This is a genomic window from Frigoribacterium sp. CF331 (assembly GCF_057787905.1).
Genome location: NZ_CM173545.1, coordinates 2200134 through 2219477, shown reverse-complemented (window position 1 = coordinate 2219477; position 19344 = coordinate 2200134). Strand labels below are relative to the sequence as shown.

Genomic DNA, 19344 nt, shown 5'->3' with positions numbered 1-19344 from the left:
GACCACGGAAAGCAGTGACATGAGCATCACCTCCTTCAACCACTCATGGACCGTCCGTCCCAAGGTCAGCCCCTATGCACAACTGCAGGGCGCCCCCACAGCTGGCGAGCCGGTCACGCTTCCCCACGACGCGATCATCGGACAGCCGCGCTCAGCCGCCGAGACAGTAGGTGGCAGGAACGGTTACTTCCCGGGCGGTGTCTTCGAATACTCAAAGACCTTCGACGTCCCAGAGCACTACCGCACCAAGGTCGTCCGCCTCGAGTTCCAGGGGGTGTACCGCGACGCCATGGTCTACGTGAACGGCACCTTCGCCGCGCAGCGCCCGTCGGGCTACGCCACCTTCGTCGTCGACCTGAACCCGTTCCTCCGATACGGCGAACAGAACACCATCCGCGTCGACGCGCGCGCCCACGACGACTCCCGCTGGTACACCGGCACCGGCATCTACCGCGACACGCGACTCATCGTGTCCGACCTGACACACATCCCCCACGATCGCATCAGGATCACCACCCCCGACATCGACACCGACCGGGCCGTCGTCGAGGTCGTGACCCCGATCAACAACGACTCTCTGCACACCGTGACGCGCATCGTCGACACCGTCATCGTCGACCCCGACGGTGTCGTCGTGGCCGAGGCGTCCTCCCCCAGCACTGTCCGCTCTCGTGAGGGCGCACTTGTCCGGCAGCGACTCTTCGTCCAGGCCCCCTCGTTGTGGAGCCCGGACTCGCCATCCCTTTACATGGTGCGTTCCGTCCTCCGCGACGGGACGGACGTCCTCGACACCCACGACACCACCCTCGGCATCCGCACCCTGCAGCTCGACCCCCTCAAAGGTCTCCGGATCAACGGGGAGACCGTCAAGCTGCGCGGGGCGTGCATCCACCACGACAACGGCCCCCTGGGCTCCGCCACGATCGCCCGCGCAGAGGAACGACGTGTCGAGCTGCTGAAAGAGGCCGGCTTCAACGCCATCCGAAGCTCTCACAACCCGATGAGTCAGGCGATGCTCGACGCCTGCGACCGCCTCGGGATGCTCGTCATGGACGAGACCTTCGACATGTGGACCGAAGGCAAGTCCCCCTACGACTACTCCCTGGCGTTCGCGGAGTGGTGGGAACGGGACGTCGAGTCCCTGGTCGCGAAGAACTACAACCACCCCAGCGTGGTGTTCTACTCGATCGGCAACGAGATCCTCGAGACCGGCGACCCACTGGGATCGACGTGGGGTCGACACCTGGCCGAGAAGATCCGCAGCCTGGACTCCACACGGTTCGTCACCAACGGCATCAACGGCTTCGTCTCCGTCCTCCAGGACGTCGTCCAGATGATGCAGGCCAACGCCAGCCAAGCGGGCGGCGACGGGCAGGAGACCGGAGGCGGCGTCAACGACCTCATGAATTCCGCCGCCGACTTCATGAACCAAGTCAGCGCCTCCCCCCTCGTGACGGAGAAGACCGAAGAGTCCTTCGCACTCCTGGACGTGGCCGGCCTGAACTACGGCGACAGCCGCTACCTCATCGACAAAGATCTTTTCCCCGACCGGATCATCGTCGGAAGCGAGACGTTCCCTCCCGGCATCGCCCGCTACTGGCGCCTCGTCGAAGACAACGCTCACATCATCGGAGACTTCACCTGGACTGGCTGGGACTACCTCGGCGAAGTCGGCATCGGCCGGGTCCAGTACGCGGATGAGGCCCCCGTCTTCGAGGCCCCGTACCCCTGGATCGCGGCCTGGTCCGGGGATCACGACATCACCGGGCACCGACGCCCCATCTCCTACTACCGCGAAACCGTCTACGGTCTTCGCCACAGCCCCTACATCGCCGTGTTCCGACCCGAGAACCACGGCAGGGCCGTCCGTCCCGGCATGTGGGCCTGGAGCGACACCGAGTCGAGCTGGACCTGGAACGTCGCCGACGGCACAGCGACGTCCGTCGAGGTCTACAGCGACGCCGACGAGATCGAACTCATCGTCAACGGGACCTCGCTCGGAAAGAAGCCCGCCGGCCGCGACCACGCCTTCATGGCCACCTTCGACGCGACATACGCACGCGGTGACGTGACCGCGATCGCCTACGTCAACGGTGAGGAGACCGCCCGGACCACCCTCCACACGGCACAGGACGACGTGCGTCTCGCCATCGATGTCGACCGCTCGGTCATCCGCGCCGACGACACCGACCTCGCGTACGTCACCATCCATCTCACGGACGAGAACGGCGTCATCCACCCCGGCGCCGACCGAGACGTCCACGTGGTCGTGACGGGGCCCGGGGTTCTCCAAGCCCTCGGCAGCGCCCGGCCCGACAACGACCAGCCCTACGGCGGCACCTCCCACCGGACGTACCAGGGACGCGCGCTGGCTCTCGTTCGACCGACCGGCGCAGGGACGGTGACCATCACCGTGTCGGCGGACGGCCTCGGCGAACGACGGGTGGACGTCATCGCCGCCGACCAGGAAGACCGCTCAGCCGCGGACTCGTCCGGTGAGAACGGCTCGAGCGATGGAGCCGCGGTCGCGGGGACCGGAGAGGTCGATGTCCACTAGCCCGCCGAGGTCGACCGCCCCTGTTCCGCAGCTGATCGTGGCCGGAGGAGCAGTCCTCGACGTCACCACCGGAACCACTCAGACCGCAGACATCCGCATCGAGGACGGCACGATCACCGAGATCGGCACCGACCTCGACGCGCGCGGCTGGTCCCGGCTCGATGCCTCCGGCGCGGTCGTGATGCCGGGCCTGATCGACGCGCACGTGCACCTCACCGCCTTCAGCGCCGACTTCCGGGCCCTCGAACAAACCGCAGCGTCCTACGTCTACGCCCACACCGCCAAGGCCACGCGAGAGACCCTCCAGCGCGGTTTCACGACCGTCCGCGATCTGGGAGGCGCGGACCACGGACTCGCCCAGGCCCAGCAGGAGGGACTCGTCGTCGGACCTCGCGTCTTGTTCTGCGGCCACGCGATCAGTCAGACCGGCGGCCACGGTGACATGCGCCTCCCCGGTGAGGAGCACTCACCAGGCACACCAGGAAGCTGCGGTCTCGGCACTGTCGCAGACGGTGTCGACGCGGTGCGGGCGGCTGTGCGCAACGAGATCCGCAAGGGAGCGCACCACATCAAGATCATGGCCTCCGGCGGAGTCTCCTCGCCTACGGACCGGATCGACTCCACCCAGTACTCCCTCGGCGAGATCCAAGCCGCGGTCGACGAAGCCGACGCAGCGAACCGGTACGTCGCCGCCCACGCGTACACGGCCCGAGCCATCAACCGGGCGTTGCGAGCCGGAGTGCGCTCCATCGAACACGGCAATCTGCTCGACGACGAGAGCCTGGCCCTGTTCCGCGAGCGCGACGCCTTCCTCGTCCCCACCCTCGTCACCTACTGGGCACTGCAGGAGGAAGGCCGCGAACACGGCCTCTCGGAAGGCATGTGGCAGAAGGTCGACACGGTCTTGCAGACCGGACTGGATGCGATCCGACGGGCCCACGACGCCGGCGTCAAACTCGTCTACGGTTCCGACCTGCTCGGCGGCATGCAGCGACACCAGAACGAAGAATTCCGTCTCCTGGCCCAGGTGCAGCCCGCCATCGATGCAATCCGTTCAGCGACCGTGACTGCAGCCGACCTGCTCGGACGCACCGGTGAGCTCGGGGTCGTCGCAGAGGGTGCCATCGCCGACCTGCTCATCGTCGACGCCGATCCCAGCGCTGACATCGGGGTGCTCGCGGACATCGCAGACCATGTCGTCGCGATCATCCAAGGCGGTCAGATCGTCCACAGCACACCAAGGCTGCAAGTCCTCCGACGAGGGGGCGACCTGTGACCACCGACGGTTGCACCATCCTGAGCGAGGAGATCATCCGATGAGATACGAAACTGGCTGGCGCGAGCCCCTCTCGGGCGCTCGGATCGAGGAACTGCGCCAGGGCTTGCGGACATCCGCTGACCACGAGCGACTCCTGACGGACTTCTGGGCTGATGTCGAGAGGCGCGGCAGCCCTCTCGTGGCACCGATCGAAGGCGATGAGACAGGTGTCGCCGTCACGTTCCTGTGGCGGGACGAGACGGGCACGGTCGAGCACGTCGGGATCGGGGGCGGTCTCGTCCTGAACGACTGGGAGCAGCACCTCCTGCGCCGTCTTCCCGGTACGGACGTGTTCCACCTCACTTTGCGCCTCCCGCGGCACACCCGCGTGACGTACTACTTCGCACCCGACATCCACGGACACTGGGACCCCTGGCTGGAGACAGGTGAGCAGATGGAGACCCTGTACTCGTTCCGGCCCGACCCTCTCAACCCAACCTCCATCCTGGACCTGGACCCGACGCGGGATGCAGATCTCGTCGCAGCCCTCACCCAGCCGGCTCCCGGCACCCTGACGGAGCATTCCTTCCACAGCGCTCTCCTCGATGCCGAGCGGCGCTACTGGGTCTATCAACCGCCCGGTGATGAACCGGCAGAACACGTTTTGTGGGCCTTCGACGGTGCCGGCTGCCTCGCGGAGGTCATGCCCCCGCAGAACCTCGTCGCCCACCTCACATCGGCAGGTGACATCCCGCGGACAGCGATGGTGTTCATCGACAACCCCTTCGAGAGCCGTCAAGCCGAAGTGACGTTCGAAGTCCCGCTGGACCGGTTCGTCTGCGAGGAACTCGTGCCCGAGGTACGCGCCCGTCATGCGTTCCCCACCGACCGGACGCGGAACACCGTCTCGGGGTTCAGCGGCGGCGGCGAGGCCGCGATCCTCTCAGCTGCGCACGGCGCGGCCCACTTCGGGAAGGTCATTGCCGCCTTGCCAGGCATCGCCTACATGCAGCGAGGCCACGAACCTCGCGAGTGGTACGCCCGCTTCCGCGAGTCCCCCGCGCTCCAGGACATCAGGTTCGTCCTCACCGTCGGAGAGCTCGAGGTGGACCGCGTCTACGACATCCCCTCGCTGTACACGGCCGCGCACGAGTTCACGGACCTCCTGAAGGACCTCGACTTCGACGTGACGCTGCTGACCGGCCCAGTCGGTCACGACTACTTCTCATCGCAGATCTTGTTCGCCCACGGCCTCCGACACCTCACGACGTCGCTGCGTTCGACATGACGCACACCTGCTGACACCGGCCAGCCGAGTCCCGCCGTCCGGCGAAGCCCCCGCTGACCCCTCGACGTGCCGATCCAATCGGTCCCATCAGAAGGAGCACCATGCCTGCCACTCCGATCGTCTCGGGATTCCACCCGGACCCCTCCATCTGCCGAGTCGGTGAGGACTACTACCTCGTCACATCGTCGTTCGAGTACGCCCCAGGGGTGCCCATCCTGCACAGCCGCGATCTCGTGACCTGGACCCAGATAGGCAACGTGCTCGACCGAGACGATCAGCTGGATCTGGGTGGTTCCTTCGGCAGCTCCGGCATCTACGCCCCGACGATCCGCCACCACGACGACCGCTTCTTCATGGTCACGTCGAACGTCGGACGGTACATGGACGGGCACCTGATCGTCAGCGCCGAAGATCCTGCGGGACCGTGGACCACGCCCGTGTACACCGCCGGCGCAGTGGGCATCGACCCCGACCTCAGCTGGGATGCCGAGGGCGTCTGCCACCTCACCTGGTCAGCGGGAAGCGGCGCCACATCGATCATGCAGGTGCAGGTCGACCCCACCACCGGCCAGCTGTTGTCAGAACCGAAACAGATCTACGGTGGCGACGGTTTCGCACACGCTGAAGCCCCACATTTGTTCCATCGGAACGGCTGGTGGTATCTGTTGCTCGCGGAAGGTGGCACCGAGCGCGGTCACATGGTGACCATCGCACGCTCGCGCACGATGGACGGCCCGTTCACCGCGAACCCGGCCAACCCGCTTCTCACCCACCGCAGCACGGTCGAAGCAGTGCAGAACACCGGTCACGCTGACTTCGTCGAGAACGCCGACGGCACGTGGGCCGCGGTGTACCTCGGGGTGCGGCCGCGCGGCATGACTCCGCAGTTCCACGTCAACGGTCGGGAGACCTTCCTCGCCGGCGTCGATTGGCTGGACGACTGGCCCGTCATCGATGAGGACCGCTACAGCGTGCCCGTCGATACGACTGCTTTCGTGGACGACTTCACGAGCACGCCGTTGCACCCTCGATGGGTCAGCCCCGGCGTGCACCCGGCCGAACTGCTCTCGGCGACGGACGGTGGCATGACCATCGCGGCGTCGCCGAGGAAACCACTGTCGAGGCCACTCGTCGCCGTTCGGACGAAACACCAGCAGTGGAGGGCTGGCGCGTCCTTCACGTCCGGCACCGGCCGTCTGACTGTCCGGCTCGATGACGACCACTGGGCAGCGAGTGAACTCCGTGACGACACGGTGGACGCCCGTGTGAAGATCGGTCCGCTCGAGCAGATCATCGCGTCGATCCCTCGTCCCGGCTCGTCCTCGATCACCCTCGAAGTTCGGGCCGTGACGCCGCACGATGGTCCGTGGTCCCCCGCCCCGGACAGGATCGAGCTCGGTTTCCAGGAAGACGAGGACCGCTTCCACGTCCTCGCGACTTTCGACGGCCGGTACCTTTCCACCGAGGTAGCCGCGGGCTTCACCGGCCGCGTCGTCGGCGTCGAGCCCGTCGACGGCACCAGCAGCACGGGCCCGCTCCAGCTGTTCTCCTACGGCCCCGTCCTCGGCGACTGAGCCAGACCACGACCACGACCACGACCACGACCACGACCGACAATTTCCATCTGAGAACTGGATACGAGGAGAGAACATGACCACGACATCGACCACACCCCAGCGATTCGCCGGCAAGACCATCATCATCACCGGAGCAGGATCTGGGATCGGGCGCGCAACGGCCACCCGGGTCGCCCACGAGGGCGGCCGGGTCATCGCGACCGACGTCGTCGCGGAAAGACTGCACGACCTGCGCGCCGAGCTCGTCGACGGAGCGGGGCTCTCGGTCGAGACCGTCGCAGGAGACGTCACCGACGAGGCGACCATCGTCGCCCTGCTGGCCGCTGCGGGCCCTCAGATCGACGGCCTGGCGAACGTCGCCGGCATCATGGACGCTTTCCTCCCGCCGAGCGAGGTCGACGACGCCACCTGGGACCGAGTTTTCAGTGTCAATGTCACAGGTCCCATGCGCCTGACTCGGGCGGTGCTCCCCCAGATGATCGCCGCGGGTGAGGGGTCGATCGTCAACGTCGCTTCCGAGGCGGCACTCCGGGCCTCTGCCGCCGGCGCCGCCTACACATCCTCGAAACACGCCATCGCCGGGTTCACCAAGAGCGTCGCGTTCTTCCACGGCCCCCAAGGCATTCGGGCGAATGCCGTCGCGCCTGGAGCGGTCGCGACGAACATCGAGGCGCCGATGCGTAGCGAGTACGCCGCGTCGCGGGTCGGACCCATCATGCAGGTGAACATCCCGCCGGTAGCCCAACCAGGGCAATTGGCCGCCGCCATCACCTGGCTTCTGAGCGACGACTCCGCGAACGTCAACGGCGCCGTGCTGCCGAGTGACGGCGGTTGGTCCGTCGTCTGAACTACCGGCACCGTGGTCGTCAGAGCTACCCCTGCCGGCCACGATCCGGCCGGACCGGAGGAGGAGAAGTAAGCCTTGCCGAGCCCACTTTTCACAGATCGACGCCCCGCGGCCCGACTCGGACACCTCATACGAACCACACGCAGGGACCGGGGGCTTCGACAAGAAGATCTGGCCCGTCGTGCCAGCATCGCGACAGCGACCCTACGGCGCATCGAGAAGGGCGAGGTCACCGGTCCCAGCGTCTTCGTGGTCCTCAGACTGCTCACGGAACTCGACCTCGATGCAGGGCACCTCAGGGCGTTGACCTGAGGTCGAGGCCCGGCATCAGCTGTCGGCAGGACGGCGTTGCCGGGCCTCGCTGCAGAGAGCGAGCTGGCGTAGGTGCCCCTCGGGCGAAAACCGTCAGCTGCAGATGTCTGGAGCGTTTGCCATGTCGAACAACGGGGCGAACGCGGCCGCATCCACCACGGCAACGCCTCCGCTCATCGCACCGAGACGGTCGAGGGGGATGGCGTTGGTGAGGCTCTGCATGTCTGCGCCCATCCCGACCTCGGAGACCTCGCTCGTGTCGAGGCCACCTCCCATCGCCTGCCCGAATGCGGGTCCCGCGATCGGGTGGGCGAGGATCTCCCCCAAGGTCGATGCGGCGGTCAGGGGCACCCGCGGATCGTCTCCTTCGATCGTGACAATCACGCTCGAGCGCAGGTCGCGGCTGGAGGAAGCTGCCCACACGGTGTAGTGCCCGCCCTCGACGACCCATGCGTCGGTGCGGTCCTCCCAGTAGGCGAGGTCACCACGGCTGATGTGCGCTGTGGCGACAGACGTCTCCCCAGGTGCCAGGGTCACGGCGGCGAATGCCCGGAGCTCTCGAGGTGCACGCTGCACGCCGGAGTCGGACAGACCCGAGTAGAACTGGACGACCTCACGGCCGGCCCGCGAGCCCGTGTTCGTGATCGGCAGGGAGAGGGTGACACCGGAATCGTCGGTGGTCGCGGTGATCTCACCGTAGGAGAACGTGGTGTAGGAGAGGCCGTGGCCGAATGGGTAGAGAACGGGCACGTCGCGCGCGTCGTAGCCGCGGTAGCCGACGAAGATTCCTTCTCCGTAGGTGATCTGAGAGTGCTCACCGGGGAAGTTGAGGTAGGACGGCGCGTCCTGCAGACGCATCGGCACGGTCTCGGTGAGCTTGGCTGAGGGGTTGACGTCACCGAAGACGACTTCGGAGATGGCGTGACCGCCGCCCTGCCCGAGGAGGGCTCCGTCGACGATGGCTGGGGCCAGGCGGTCGACCTCGGTCAGGTCGACGACACCCCCGTGGCTGAGGACGACCACGGTCTCCGGTCGGGCTGCGACCACAGCGCGTAGCAACTCGAGCTGCTCGGCAGGAAGGCCGATGTCAGTTCGGTCGACACCCTCGGTCTCTTGATGGTCGGCAAGTCCGAGGAACACCAGGGCGACGTCAGCGCGAGATGCGGCCTCGACCGCTGACGCGAGCGCGCCGGGACCGGTGCCGGGTGAGTACGTGACATCGGCTGCTCGCTCGGCGATCTGCTCGAACGGGATGTCGACGTGGGCTGCGTTGACGTGCGAGCTCCCACCGCCCTGGAAGCGAGGCGTCATCGCGAACTGTCCGACGACGGCGATTCGGGACGTGGATGTGAGAGGGAGGATGCCGGAGTCGTTCTTCAGGAGCACGATGCTGTTCGCGGCCATGATGCGGGCGAGCTCGTGATGGGCGTCGAGGTCGAGGTCGGCGACGACGGACGCGGCTCCTTCGGTGACGCGGTCGATGAGTCGCGTGACGCGGTCGGCTGCCTGCTCGACGAGATCGGCCTCGAGCACGCCGGCACGCACGGCGTCGACGATGTCCTCATCGCCCGCAGCTGTGCCACCACCGGGCATCGTGAGATCAAGGCCTGCAGAGACTGCCGCGACGCGATCAGCCACGGCGCCCCAGTCCGACACCACGGCACCATCGAAGCCCCAGTCGCCACGAAGGACGTCGGTGAGCAGCCACTTGTTCTCGCTCGCCAGGATGCCGTTGATCTTGTTGTAGGAACACATCACCGTCCACGGTGAAGCGTCTTTCACCACGCGCTCGAAGGCACGCAGATAGATCTCCCGCAAGGGCCGAGCGGCGACGTTGGAACTCGTCCGCATGCGGTCCGTCTCGGAGTTGTTCGCCGCGAAGTGCTTTACCGACGCACCGATGCCGCCGCTCTGCAGGCCGCGGACCCAGGCGGACCCGAGGACGCCGCTGAGGTGCGGATCTTCGGAGTAGTACTCGAAGTTGCGGCCGCCTCGGGGGTCGCGGCGAATGTTGATGCCGGGCCCGAGCAGCACCCCGACGCCGTAGTGCCGCGCTTCCACGGCGAGGGCCGCCCCGACGATCCTGGCGAGCTCGGGGTCCCAGCTCTGTCCCAACCCCGCGGCCGGGGGAAAGCACGTCGCCGGCTCGCTCGCGGCGATGCCGAGGTGATCGGCTTGGCCTGCTTGGTAGCGGACTCCGTGCGGCCCGTCCGTGAGGAGGACCCGTCGGCCCTGGTCGTCTTCCTTGGTCGACCAGAACGTGCCGCCACTGGTCAGGGCCGCGTCATCGATGAGTGAAACTCCGCGGATCGCATTATGCGTCATGGTCGTGCTCCTTCAGGAGATGAGGTCTGCCGTCATGGCGTGGAAGTCGGTGTGGGCAGCCGGGCTGAGACAACCGGAGGTGGGTGGTGCCTACCGTGCCTTGCTCGTCTCGTCAGGCGTGAGTGGCGGGCAGGGATTCCTGGGTCGGCGTGCCCTGCCGGGCGACATCACCGAGCCACGCGAGGCTGGGCTTCGGGTGTCGCTCGAACGTGCTCCGGTCGACGGCGATGAGCCCGAAGGTCGCCTCCCAGTCTCCCCACTCGTAGTTGTCCAGTGCGGACCAGTGGCAGTAGCCGAGAACATCGATGCCGTCCGCCATGGCTTCTGCAAGATGCGACAGCGCAGCGGAGGTGTAGCTGATCCGACGTTCGTCGTCCGTGGTGGCGATGCCGTTCTCGGTGATGAGCGCTGGGACGCCCCTGGTGACCTCGGCGGCGTTGCGCACGGCGATTCCGAGGGCGTCGGGCCGGTAGGCCCATCCCGTGAGCGTGTTCCCGGGGTCTTCGGGGTGCGGGACGATCCCGGTACCGTCGATGAGCTGGCTGGTGTAGGCCTGGACGCCGATGAAGTCGTCGCCTCGGGCGGCCTCCAGGAACTTGTCTTCCCAGGCGTACTTGATCTCGGTGTAGCGCTCCTCGTTGCCGGGGGTGCTTTGGAACGCTTGGCCGGCGACGGTCCATCCGACCTTTCCGGACAGTGACGCGTGCAGGATCTCCCTGGCCGCCCTGTGTGCTTCGATGAGCCGGTCACCGATCTCCGGATGGGGCACCACTTTTGCCAGGCCTTCGGAGCGGCCTGCTGCTGCAGCTTCCGCGTCGAACGTGCCCTCACGCATGGACACCATCACCTGATCCATCAGCGACATCAAGGCCAAGACGTTCGGCTCGTTGATGGTGACGATGTAGGGCACGTCGTGGAGGATGTCGGTGCACGCCGTGACGTAGGCACGGAAGCGGTCGATGGCCCCGGGGGCGAGCCACCCTCCGGCCTCCTTGAACCATGCGGGCACCGAGAAGTGGTGGATCGTGACGATGGGGGTGAGCCCGAGTTGCAGGCACGTGTCGATCATGCGCCGGTAGTGCGCCAGTTCGGCGCGTGAAACGTGTCCCTCGACGGGTTCGATCCGTGCCCACTCGATGCCGAACCGGTAGGCGTTCAATCCCGCGTCAGCCAGCAGCTTCATGTCCTCGGCGTAACGGTGGTAGCTGTCGAGAGCGTCGCCGCTGGGCTGGAACATCTGCGGGAAGGCCTGTTCTTGGGCCCACCAGTCGCTGTTGAGGTTGTTTCCCTCGACCTGGTGGGGCGAGGTGCTGGCACCCCAGAGGAAGTCGGTCATCAGTTCGGTCCCTTCGTTGTGGGGGTGCATCTAGCGTGAGCCCTTGACCCGGGTCGAGATGGAGAGGGCCCCGAGGAGGGTGACGACCGCTGCGACGAGGAACAAGAGGGTGTAGTTCTTGTCCGTTCCGGTGACACCGATGAGGAGGATCGCTGCGGCGGCCAGAGGGGCCAGGGCCTGAGCGAGCGAGATCGCGATCTGGGAGATGCCGCTGTAGCGACCGGCTTCGGCTTCGCGGTTGGGCATGATGTCGAGCAGGATCGCGTTGTCGATCGAGGAGAAGATGCCGATCGCGAGCTGCGTTCCGAGGCCGGCGATCACGACCGTGGTGAGATCCGGGGCGAAGGCCATCACGGTGGCGGCGACGGCGAAGATGACGCCAGCGATGAGGATGAAGATCTTGCGGCGCTTGATGCGATCCGACAGCCATCCGCCGCCGAGGGCACCGAGGGCCGCGGCACCGACACCGCCGAGCGAGACCAGGGCGATGAGCCCCGCGATTCCGGCGATGTCCGTGCCGGCTTTCTGAGCGACGAAGAAGATCGTGAAGGTGGTGTTCAGGGTCAGACCGAACATGAAGAGAAAACGACCCAGCCAGTTCCAACCGAAATCAGGGTGGAGGCGCGGGTTGAAGACGTAGTTCGGGAGAACCGCAGCGAAGGTCAGACGCTCACCGGCGGGCTCGACGGCCCTCGGGTTCTCACGCGCGGCAGTCAATGCGAAGAGCACGATCAGTGCGAAGCCGATGCCACCGGGGACGAGGAAGACGAGGTAGTTGCTGAACACCAGCGCGGCGCCGATCACCGAGCCGAGGACTGGGGCGGCCATCTGGGCGAAGCCCATGAGACCGGCGACCGAGCCACGCTGCGATTCGGGGACGCGGTCGGCCTGGATGAACAGGAACGTCCCGGCGGCGGTACCCCAACCCAGTTGCGCGAACAGCCACCCCAGGGCGAGGACCGGAACGGAAGGCGCAGCCGCCATGACGACCAGGGCGCCGAGGCCGAGGATCGCTCCACCGATCATCCACGGGCTACGCCTGCCCAGGCGTGTCCTCGTGCGGTCGCTGAGCATGCCGGCGAGCGGAGCGGTCACGAGCGCGCCCGCTGCGCCAAGGCCGATGATCAGCCCCTGATACTCCTCGTTTCCTGGGGCCAACTGCTGCACTCGGAGCGCGATCGAGATGGCGATGGGTGTGATGAAGGCGATGTTCGCGCCGACGGCGGCGAGGACCATCAACGTGATGAACCCTCGTGACACCCGAGCGGTGGAACCATGCGGTTCAGCGATCACCTGGGCGCCTGCAGCTCCGGGCTGTTCGACAGCCCCAGCACCCACAGGGAGGGGAGTGATGGGGGCCCCGGGGGCACCTGGCGCCTGAGCGTCGTCCTCCATGGGGCTGTGGTTCATGCCATCGATCTGAGCCATGTGATCCTCCTTGATCCACCGGTGAACGCCTCATCGCGGTGTAGTTTTCGGAAGGTAGCATAAATCTCACAGCGCTGACAATTTCGTTTTGAGGAGAGTCATGGCAGGGCAACGAGGTCCGTACTCGAAGACTCCAGAAGTGAGAGCGCGCATCATCGATGCGGCGTCCGAGATGTTCGCGGCCTCCGGGTACCGAGGAACGACGATGAAAGACATAGCGGGCATGTGCGGCCTGACGGCAAAAGGTGTCTCCCACCATTTCGCGTCGAAAGACGAGCTCCTCATGGAGGTGCTGGCCGCTCGAGACCTCGAGGGGCGCAAGGTGGCCGACGAAGCGTCGGACGCCTCCGCGTCCTTCGAGATCCTCTTCGAGTCCCTCGCCGCCACACGCCACGAGCCACGACTGGTGGAGCTCTACGCCGTGCTGTCGGCTGAGGCGATTTCGCCGGATCACCCAGCTCACGAATATCACCAGCAGCGATACGGGCAGGTCCGCGATGAGTTCGAGTACCTGATCGAGAAGGTCGTCCGAGGACGAGAAGGAGACACGGCGCCCTCTGCGCGAGACCTGGCCTCGCTGCTCATCGCAGTCATCGACGGTCTCCAGCTGCAGTGGCTCTACGACGCCGACGCGATCGACCTCGAGAGACTCGTTCGCACCTTCGTCGCGCGCATCCTCAGTAGCGACCAGCTGCCGACTGCGGCCGGCTGACGTGCGCTCGCGTGGCCACTGAACGGCAAAGCACGACGAAGGCTCGCCTGATCCACCGCCGCTCAAGGCAACCGCGCCTTCCGCGAGACTTGCCCGAGCACGTCCAGGTCAGGGCGTCGACGTAGGGGCATCCGGATCGGCGTGCCCGGTGGCAAGTACGACGTCAGCGGCAACACTGGCGAGGCCGATTTCCCTCGACGGTACCCAGTCGAGCAAATCCGCGACGTGGTCGTCGAGCTTGGCAGGCCTGATGATCGCCGCCCCGTGTCGTCGATCCGGTCCACGGGGGCCTGCTCGAGGTCGCGCTCCGCGACGCCTCCGGTGAGGCCGAGGGAGTCGAACACGTCGGGGTCCTTGGCGAGTTGCCTGTGCCCCGACGGCAGTCGGCCGAGAGCTTGTCGGCCGATTGCCGGTGTCCCCGGCCAGGCCTGGGGAATGGCGCGAATGCACTTCCCACTCGACCTCCAGGACCCATTCATGCCCGGGAACTCCGCGCGCAGGTCATCCGCGAGCCGGCCCGACACGCCACTCCCCCGACCACTGGGCGCCTGGCGCTGGGACAGCAGGTCACCGATCGACCATCAGACCTCGACGAGTCTGGTGTCGACCTGCCGGCGCGCCTGCCTCCGGGCTTGGCGCGCTCGGGTCTCGAGGTCGGCGAGGACGTAGCTGTAGCCGTCGGGGACGAGCTGCTCTGGCAGGGGTTGGAGCCTGGGTGGCACCGACGGTTGACGCAGGAGCGGCCTCACAGATCGCTGTCCGGCCCTGAAACCGGGAAGCGAGGCCTGGCGGGCACGGTGCGACATTCAGGGCGACGCAGTGGCTCCCCGGGAGCGCGGCGACCTGCCGTGTGTCAGGGTTCGACCATGACTTCGTGGCCCGCTCTGCTCGTCGCTGCCCTCATGTCCGCGTTCGGGCTGGTCGCGCTGCTGAAGACCGACGACGTTCTTCGCGCGTTCGGGGACGACTTCATGACGATCCGTGGGCGACGAGGCGGGGATGCCGTGCGAGGCCCGTTCCGATTCTTCGGGTGGTCCGCCCTGGCCGTCGGCGTTGCTGCTTTGGCCGTCTTCTTCTTCACGGGATGAACACCCCCTCGGGTTCTTGGGAGGAGGCAGGTCCAAGCGCTCACTCGAGAGCGGCCTGCGCACACGAAGAAGCCCTCGCCCGACGGGGGGAGCCGTGCTGCGGGGCCGCTGCTGCTCAGCCGGACAAGAGCCGCCTGGCAGCTCTAGACCACCCCATCAGGGTAGGAGCTGGCCAGGCCAGGGTGTCACCCGTGGTCACGGCGGTCACTCTTCTGGCTCAGGGCGCGACCGCCAGGCGCGACGAGGACGCTTGCACGAAGCGCCGGACGTGCTCGTGGCCCTCGGCGGGGCCGGCGGCCTAGCGCTCGCGCACGATCAGCGCCGACGCCGCGGTCACGAGTCGACGCGGCAAGAAGCGGTGGGCCTGCGCGCCGATCGCGTTGCCGAGCCCGCTGACGACGACGGCGCGGCGGCGGCGCACGGCTCGCAGGGCCGCGGTGACGACCTGCTCGGGCGTCTGGCGACCGCTCGTGAGGAAGTCCCGACCGGTCGCGGCGAAGAACCCGGTCTCGGTCGCGCCGGGGCACAAGGCCGTCACGGTGACGCCCGAGCCGCGCACCTCGGCGTGCAGCGCCTCGCTGAACGAGAGCACGAACGCCTTCGTCGCGCCGTAGAGCGCCATCGTCGGGATCGGCTGGAAGGCCGCCGTCGAGGCGACGTTCACGACCGTGCCGCGTCGGCGCTCGAGCATGCCCGGCAGCAGCGCGCGCGTCAGCGCGACCACCTGGGAGCAGTTGAGCTGCACCTGCGCCAGCTGCGCGTCGGCGTCGGCCTCGGCGAAGGCGCCGTGCGAACCGACGCCCGCGTTGTTGACCAGCACGTCGATCGGACGGTCGGCGACCGCGGCCAGCACGGTCTCGACCCCCTCGGGGGTCGAGAGGTCGGCGACCACGGACGTGAAGGACCCGGAGGCGCGGGTCGTCGCGAGCTCGGCCCTCACCTGCTCGAGGCGTTCGCCGCCGCGCGCCACGATCACCACGTCGTGGTCGGGTGCGAGGCGGCGGGCGAACTCGGCGCCGATGCCGCCGGAGGCCCCGGTGACGAGGGCGATGGGCAGGGCGGCGGTGGGTGCGGGCATGCCGACCATCTTGCCCGACGAGGTCGCACCACCGTCGCGTCGTCGAACCACCCCGGAGCGCGGTTCGACGACGCGAGCGTGGTGCGACCCGAGCAGGAGGCGCGGGTCGGGGCGCGCGGGACGGTGCTGCCCCGGGAACGACGTGCGCCGACGGGCGGCGGCCGCCGCGCGGGCCGCAGCACCGGCGCGGTTCGACCTCCGCGGGGCAGCACGTCGGGTCCGCAGGCCCGTGAGCCGAGTCCGTGCCGACGTCGCACCGCCGAGTGGACGTCGCGCCGCCGAATGTGACGGTGCGACGTCCATCCGGCGGTGCGACGCAGGCTCGCCCCGGCGTCAGCCGGCGGGCGCGACCACCACGTCGACACCGGCGGCCGCGAACCCGGCCAGGGCCTCGGGCGTCGCCGTGGCGTCGGTCACGAGGGTCCAGCCGTCGGGCAGCTCGGCCCGGGCGTGGAAGGTCTCGCGGCCGAGCTTCGAGCCGTCGGCCAGCACGTAGACGTGCTCGGACTGCCGGCACATCAGCTCTTTCAGCCGGGTCTGCACGAGGTCGGCCTCGACCACGTGGCCCGACGCGAGCACGCCGTCCGCGCCGAGGAACACCCGGTCGAAGGTCATGCGTTCGAGCGCGGCCTCGGTCAACGGCCCGACGAAGCCCTGGCTCGCCGGGCGGAGCGTGCCGCCGAGGCACTCGAGGTGGATGCCGTCCGAGTCGGCGAGCTGCTGGATGACGGCGATCGAGGTGGTGGCGACCGTCGCGACCAGACCCGAGCGCGCCTCCCGGGCCAACGCCGCGACCGACGACCCGGCGTCGAAGAGCAGGGTCTCGCCGTCGCGGACGAGCATGCGGGCGCACCGGGCGATCTCGGCCTTGGCCACCCCGGCCTCGCGATTGCGTTGGCGGAAGGTCGGTTCGGCACCGGGCACGCCGAGCGGCATGGCGCCACCGTAGGTGCGCGCGATCTCACCCTGGCGGGTCAGCTCGGCCAGGTCACGCCGGATCGTCGACGGGGTCACCTCGAAGCGACGGCTGAGCTCGTCGACGCTCGCCAACCCCGTGGTGTGGGCCAGCTCGACGATGTCGCGGCGTCGCTCTCGCGCGGTGGTGCTCATGCGGTGACCGTCCTCGTCGTGCGGCGGGCTCAGGCCGACGGCGCCCCGACCCGGGCCGCGTCGGCCGGGCTGGGCGACATCTCGACCGCCTGGCGCAGCGCCTCGATCATGCTACCGACCGCCACGACGCCCGTTCCCGCGATGTCGAACGCCGTGCCGTGGTCGACCGAGGTGCGGATGACGGGCAGTCCGACGGTGATGTTGACGCCGGCCTCGATGCCGAGCACCTTGACGGGGCCGTGGCCCTGGTCGTGGTACATCGCCACGATGAGGTCGTAGTCGCCACGACCGCCGAGGAAGAACGCGGTGTCGGCGGGCAACGGCCCGACCGCGCGGATGCCGTCCGCCTGCAGCACCTCGATCGCGGGCGTGATCTTCTCGGCCTCTTCTCCGTGGCCGAAGAGGCCGTTCTCGCCGGCGTGCGGGTTGATCGCGCAGACGCCGATGCGGGGATCGTCGACGCCCGCCCGACGCAGGGCCTCCCAGCCGCGGCGCACGGTGCGCTCGACCAGGCCCGGCTCGATCTTGGCGATCGCGTCGATCAGTCCGATGTGGGTGGTCACGTGGATGACCTTGATCTTGGGCGTCGAGAGCATCATCGACACCTCGCCGACGCCCATGAAGTGGGCGAGCAGCTCGGTGTGCCCGGGGAACACGTGGCCGGCCTCGTGCAGCGCCGCCTTGTTCAGCGGCGCCGTGCAGATGCCCTGCACGAGCCCCGCCATGCCGAGCTCGCAGGCGATGCGGACGTACTCGTACGCGGCGTGGCCGGCCTCGGCCGAGACGGCTCCCCAAGGCAGGTCGGCCGGCAGGAGGTGCGGGTCGACGACGTTGATGCGGCCCGGCGTGAAGACGGCGTCGGCCGGCCCGTCCACCTCGACGATCTCGGCCTCGACCCCGAGGGCGGCGGCGCCGAGCCTCAACCGGTGCGCGTCGCCGACGACGACCGGTCGGGCGTCCCGGTAGGCGGCCTCGTCGAGCAGGGCGCCGACGGTGACCTCGGGTCCGACGCCGGCGCCGTCACCCATCGTGACGGCGATGAAGGGCCGGCTGTCGGGGGTCGTCGTGGTCATGGGGTTCTCCGTTTCGTGGGGGCGCCGGACGCGGCCGACGCGGCGAGGTCGTGGGGGTCGACCCCGGTGCGCGTGCGGAGCACCAGGTCGACGAGGTCGGCGAGCACGGTCGGCCCGCCGAAGCTGCCGGGCTTCGTGGCGACGAGTCGGCCGTCCGCGGTCGCGCTGAGCACGGCACCGTGCTCGACCTGGGCGAGCGGCCGGAGCGACGTCGTCGCGAGTCGGTCGAGGACGGCCCGCGCCGTCTCGCCGCCGGTCAGGACGAGGTCGACCGCTTCCGCCCCGGCGACGCGGGCGACGACCTGGGCGAGCGTCGTCGCGGCCGCGAGGGGGTCGGGCAGCCGTCGTCCGGTGACGGTCACGACCGCGAGCGGTGACCGGGCCAAGGAGGCGCGGGTCGCGCCGACGAGGTCGCCGACGGCCGCCGCCGGGTCGAGCACGTGCACGTCCGCACCGGTCGCGGCGAGCACGTCGACGTGCCCCCGGGCCACCTCGGCGGCCGAACCGACGACGACGAGGACGGGCCGCTCGGGCCCGGTCCACCCCCGGGGCCCGGCGTCTGCGGACGTGGGCCGATCGACGCCCTCGCCGACCGCGGGGTCGCCCCCGGGGCGGGTCGTGGGCTCGACCGCGTCGGCCAGGGCGGCGGCGAGCGCCGCACTGCCGGCGAGGGCGACCGGCCGGCGTGCCCCAGGGCGCGCCGCGAGCCGGAGCACGGCCGCGACCACGGCGGCCACGTCGTCGTCGGTCTCGGCGTCGACGAGGACGAGGGGTCCCCCGACGAGCGCGTCGTCGAGGCACCCGGCGAACGCGGACGGACCCGAGCGCACGACGTCGAGGCCGACGAGCACCGACGGCTGGTCGACCAGCTCGGCCAGCACCGCGGGGGCCGGGCGCGGCTCGAGGTGCCAGAGGGACGTCTCGGCCAGTGGCCGACCGTCGACCAGGGGGCGCCCGTCGACGACGGTGCGGCCGAGCGCGGGCAGCGCCCCGGCCACGACCACGTCGTAGCCGCGGGCGGCCAGGGCCTCGAGTTCGGGCCCGACGTGACCGCGCCACAGCGAGTCGGTCTTCTTCAGGACGAGGGCGCCGGGTGACAGGGGCAGCGCGTCGATCGCGACCCGCGCCTCCTCGGCGGTGCCCGCCCGGGTGCCGAGGTCGACGACCGTCACCGGCACGAGCGGGCCCGTGGGCACGCCGAGCGAGACCGCGGTCTCGTGACCGCGCAGCCGGAACTGCTCGGCGGTCTCGGCGGCGCCGGACAGGTCGTCGGCGATGACGGTGATCTGGGGCATGATGCGGTCATCCTGACACGGCTGCGCGTTTCGCGCCAGCAGTCTTGCGCAGAACGCGCA

15 protein-coding genes are annotated in these 19344 nt (G+C 68.6%); 8 read left to right on the top strand and 7 right to left on the bottom strand.

The genetic code is table 11. From position 1 onward, the window contains the following. Positions 1-19: 19 nt before the first annotated feature. The 6 genes from AC3CCI_RS10340 to AC3CCI_RS10315 all read left to right on the top strand — a co-directional run bounded on the left by AC3CCI_RS10340 (position 20) and on the right by AC3CCI_RS10315 (position 7839). A complete protein-coding gene (locus AC3CCI_RS10340; protein WP_488627130.1) occupies positions 20-2557 on the top strand; it encodes a glycoside hydrolase family 2 TIM barrel-domain containing protein in 2538 nt (845 codons plus the stop codon). Beyond that, positions 2547-3833, top strand: coding sequence for a metal-dependent hydrolase family protein (locus tag AC3CCI_RS10335; RefSeq protein ID WP_488627129.1), 1287 nt, complete (start codon positions 2547-2549; stop codon positions 3831-3833). The genes AC3CCI_RS10340 and AC3CCI_RS10335 overlap by 11 nt, the downstream gene beginning before the upstream one ends. A gap of 40 nt (positions 3834-3873) precedes the next feature. Next, positions 3874-5103: an enterochelin esterase domain-containing protein gene (locus AC3CCI_RS10330; RefSeq protein ID WP_488627128.1), complete on the top strand. Its 1230-nt coding sequence runs from the start codon at positions 3874-3876 to the stop codon at positions 5101-5103. 101 nt (positions 5104-5204) lie between these two features. Continuing rightward, on the top strand, positions 5205-6677 hold the full coding sequence (locus tag AC3CCI_RS10325) for a glycoside hydrolase family 43 protein (protein ID WP_354595635.1): 1473 nt from the start codon (positions 5205-5207) through the stop codon (positions 6675-6677). 76 nt (positions 6678-6753) lie between these two features. Then, positions 6754-7527 (top strand): SDR family NAD(P)-dependent oxidoreductase, encoded by a 774-nt coding sequence (locus tag AC3CCI_RS10320; RefSeq protein ID WP_354595636.1) that lies wholly within the window; start codon positions 6754-6756, stop codon positions 7525-7527. 75 nt (positions 7528-7602) lie between these two features. Continuing rightward, positions 7603-7839, top strand: a complete 237-nt coding sequence (locus AC3CCI_RS10315; protein ID WP_354595637.1) for a helix-turn-helix domain-containing protein — start codon at positions 7603-7605, stop codon at positions 7837-7839. A 93-nt stretch (positions 7840-7932) separates the two neighbouring features. On the opposite strand, the gene AC3CCI_RS10310 is transcribed toward AC3CCI_RS10315, so the two are convergent. The 3 genes from AC3CCI_RS10310 to AC3CCI_RS10300 form a co-directional block, all read right to left on the bottom strand. Beyond that, entirely contained in the window at positions 7933-10164 is a 2232-nt protein-coding gene (locus AC3CCI_RS10310; RefSeq protein WP_488627127.1) for a glycoside hydrolase family 3 C-terminal domain-containing protein, read from the bottom strand. 112 nt (positions 10165-10276) lie between these two features. Continuing rightward, complete coding sequence (locus AC3CCI_RS10305; protein ID WP_354595639.1) at positions 10277-11500, bottom strand: glycoside hydrolase family 1 protein; 1224 nt, start codon at positions 11498-11500, stop codon at positions 10277-10279. Positions 11501-11530: 30 nt separating this feature from the next. After that, the gene (locus tag AC3CCI_RS10300; RefSeq protein WP_488627126.1) at positions 11531-12928 is read right to left on the bottom strand and encodes an MFS transporter; all 1398 of its coding nucleotides are present in this window, start codon (positions 12926-12928) and stop codon (positions 11531-11533) included. Positions 12929-13067: 139 nt separating this feature from the next. Between AC3CCI_RS10300 and AC3CCI_RS10295 the strand changes: the two genes are divergently transcribed. Then, a complete protein-coding gene (locus tag AC3CCI_RS10295) occupies positions 13068-13640 on the top strand; it encodes a TetR/AcrR family transcriptional regulator (protein WP_354595641.1) in 573 nt (190 codons plus the stop codon). 866 nt (positions 13641-14506) lie between these two features. Next, a complete protein-coding gene (locus AC3CCI_RS10290) occupies positions 14507-14728 on the top strand; it encodes a hypothetical protein (RefSeq protein WP_354595642.1) in 222 nt (73 codons plus the stop codon). Between the two features lie 298 nt (positions 14729-15026). On the opposite strand, the gene AC3CCI_RS10285 is transcribed toward AC3CCI_RS10290, so the two are convergent. From AC3CCI_RS10285 to AC3CCI_RS10270, 4 genes are all read right to left on the bottom strand, one after another. Then, positions 15027-15806, bottom strand: a complete 780-nt coding sequence (locus AC3CCI_RS10285) for an SDR family NAD(P)-dependent oxidoreductase (protein WP_488627125.1) — start codon at positions 15804-15806, stop codon at positions 15027-15029. A 333-nt stretch (positions 15807-16139) separates the two neighbouring features. Further along, on the bottom strand, positions 16140-16916 hold the full coding sequence (locus AC3CCI_RS10280; protein ID WP_488627124.1) for a DeoR/GlpR family DNA-binding transcription regulator: 777 nt from the start codon (positions 16914-16916) through the stop codon (positions 16140-16142). Positions 16917-16945: 29 nt separating this feature from the next. After that, the gene (gene pdxA / locus AC3CCI_RS10275; RefSeq protein ID WP_354595484.1) at positions 16946-17989 is read right to left on the bottom strand and encodes a 4-hydroxythreonine-4-phosphate dehydrogenase PdxA; all 1044 of its coding nucleotides are present in this window, start codon (positions 17987-17989) and stop codon (positions 16946-16948) included. Next, complete coding sequence (locus AC3CCI_RS10270) at positions 17986-19284, bottom strand: four-carbon acid sugar kinase family protein (protein WP_488627123.1); 1299 nt, start codon at positions 19282-19284, stop codon at positions 17986-17988. The genes pdxA and AC3CCI_RS10270 overlap by 4 nt, the downstream gene beginning before the upstream one ends. Positions 19285-19344: the final 60 nt, after the last annotated feature.

Bases quoted from the DNA above. Each gene is read 5' to 3' on its own strand.
- AC3CCI_RS10340 (WP_488627130.1), top strand. From the start codon at position 20: ATGAGCATCACCTCCTTCAACCACTCATGGACCGTCCGTCCCAAGGTC.
- AC3CCI_RS10335 (WP_488627129.1), top strand. From the start codon at position 2,547: ATGTCCACTAGCCCGCCGAGGTCGACCGCCCCTGTTCCGCAGCTGATC.
- AC3CCI_RS10330 (WP_488627128.1), top strand. From the start codon at position 3,874: ATGAGATACGAAACTGGCTGGCGCGAGCCCCTCTCGGGCGCTCGGATC.
- AC3CCI_RS10325 (WP_354595635.1), top strand. From the start codon at position 5,205: ATGCCTGCCACTCCGATCGTCTCGGGATTCCACCCGGACCCCTCCATC.
- AC3CCI_RS10320 (WP_354595636.1), top strand. From the start codon at position 6,754: ATGACCACGACATCGACCACACCCCAGCGATTCGCCGGCAAGACCATC.
- AC3CCI_RS10310 (WP_488627127.1), bottom strand. From the start codon at position 10,164: ATGACGCATAATGCGATCCGCGGAGTTTCACTCATCGATGACGCGGCC.
- AC3CCI_RS10305 (WP_354595639.1), bottom strand. From the start codon at position 11,500: ATGACCGACTTCCTCTGGGGTGCCAGCACCTCGCCCCACCAGGTCGAG.
- AC3CCI_RS10300 (WP_488627126.1), bottom strand. From the start codon at position 12,928: ATGGCTCAGATCGATGGCATGAACCACAGCCCCATGGAGGACGACGCT.
- AC3CCI_RS10290 (WP_354595642.1), top strand. From the start codon at position 14,507: ATGACTTCGTGGCCCGCTCTGCTCGTCGCTGCCCTCATGTCCGCGTTC.
- AC3CCI_RS10285 (WP_488627125.1), bottom strand. From the start codon at position 15,806: ATGCCCGCACCCACCGCCGCCCTGCCCATCGCCCTCGTCACCGGGGCC.
- AC3CCI_RS10280 (WP_488627124.1), bottom strand. From the start codon at position 16,916: ATGAGCACCACCGCGCGAGAGCGACGCCGCGACATCGTCGAGCTGGCC.
- pdxA (WP_354595484.1), bottom strand. From the start codon at position 17,989: ATGACCACGACGACCCCCGACAGCCGGCCCTTCATCGCCGTCACGATG.
- AC3CCI_RS10270 (WP_488627123.1), bottom strand. From the start codon at position 19,284: ATGCCCCAGATCACCGTCATCGCCGACGACCTGTCCGGCGCCGCCGAG.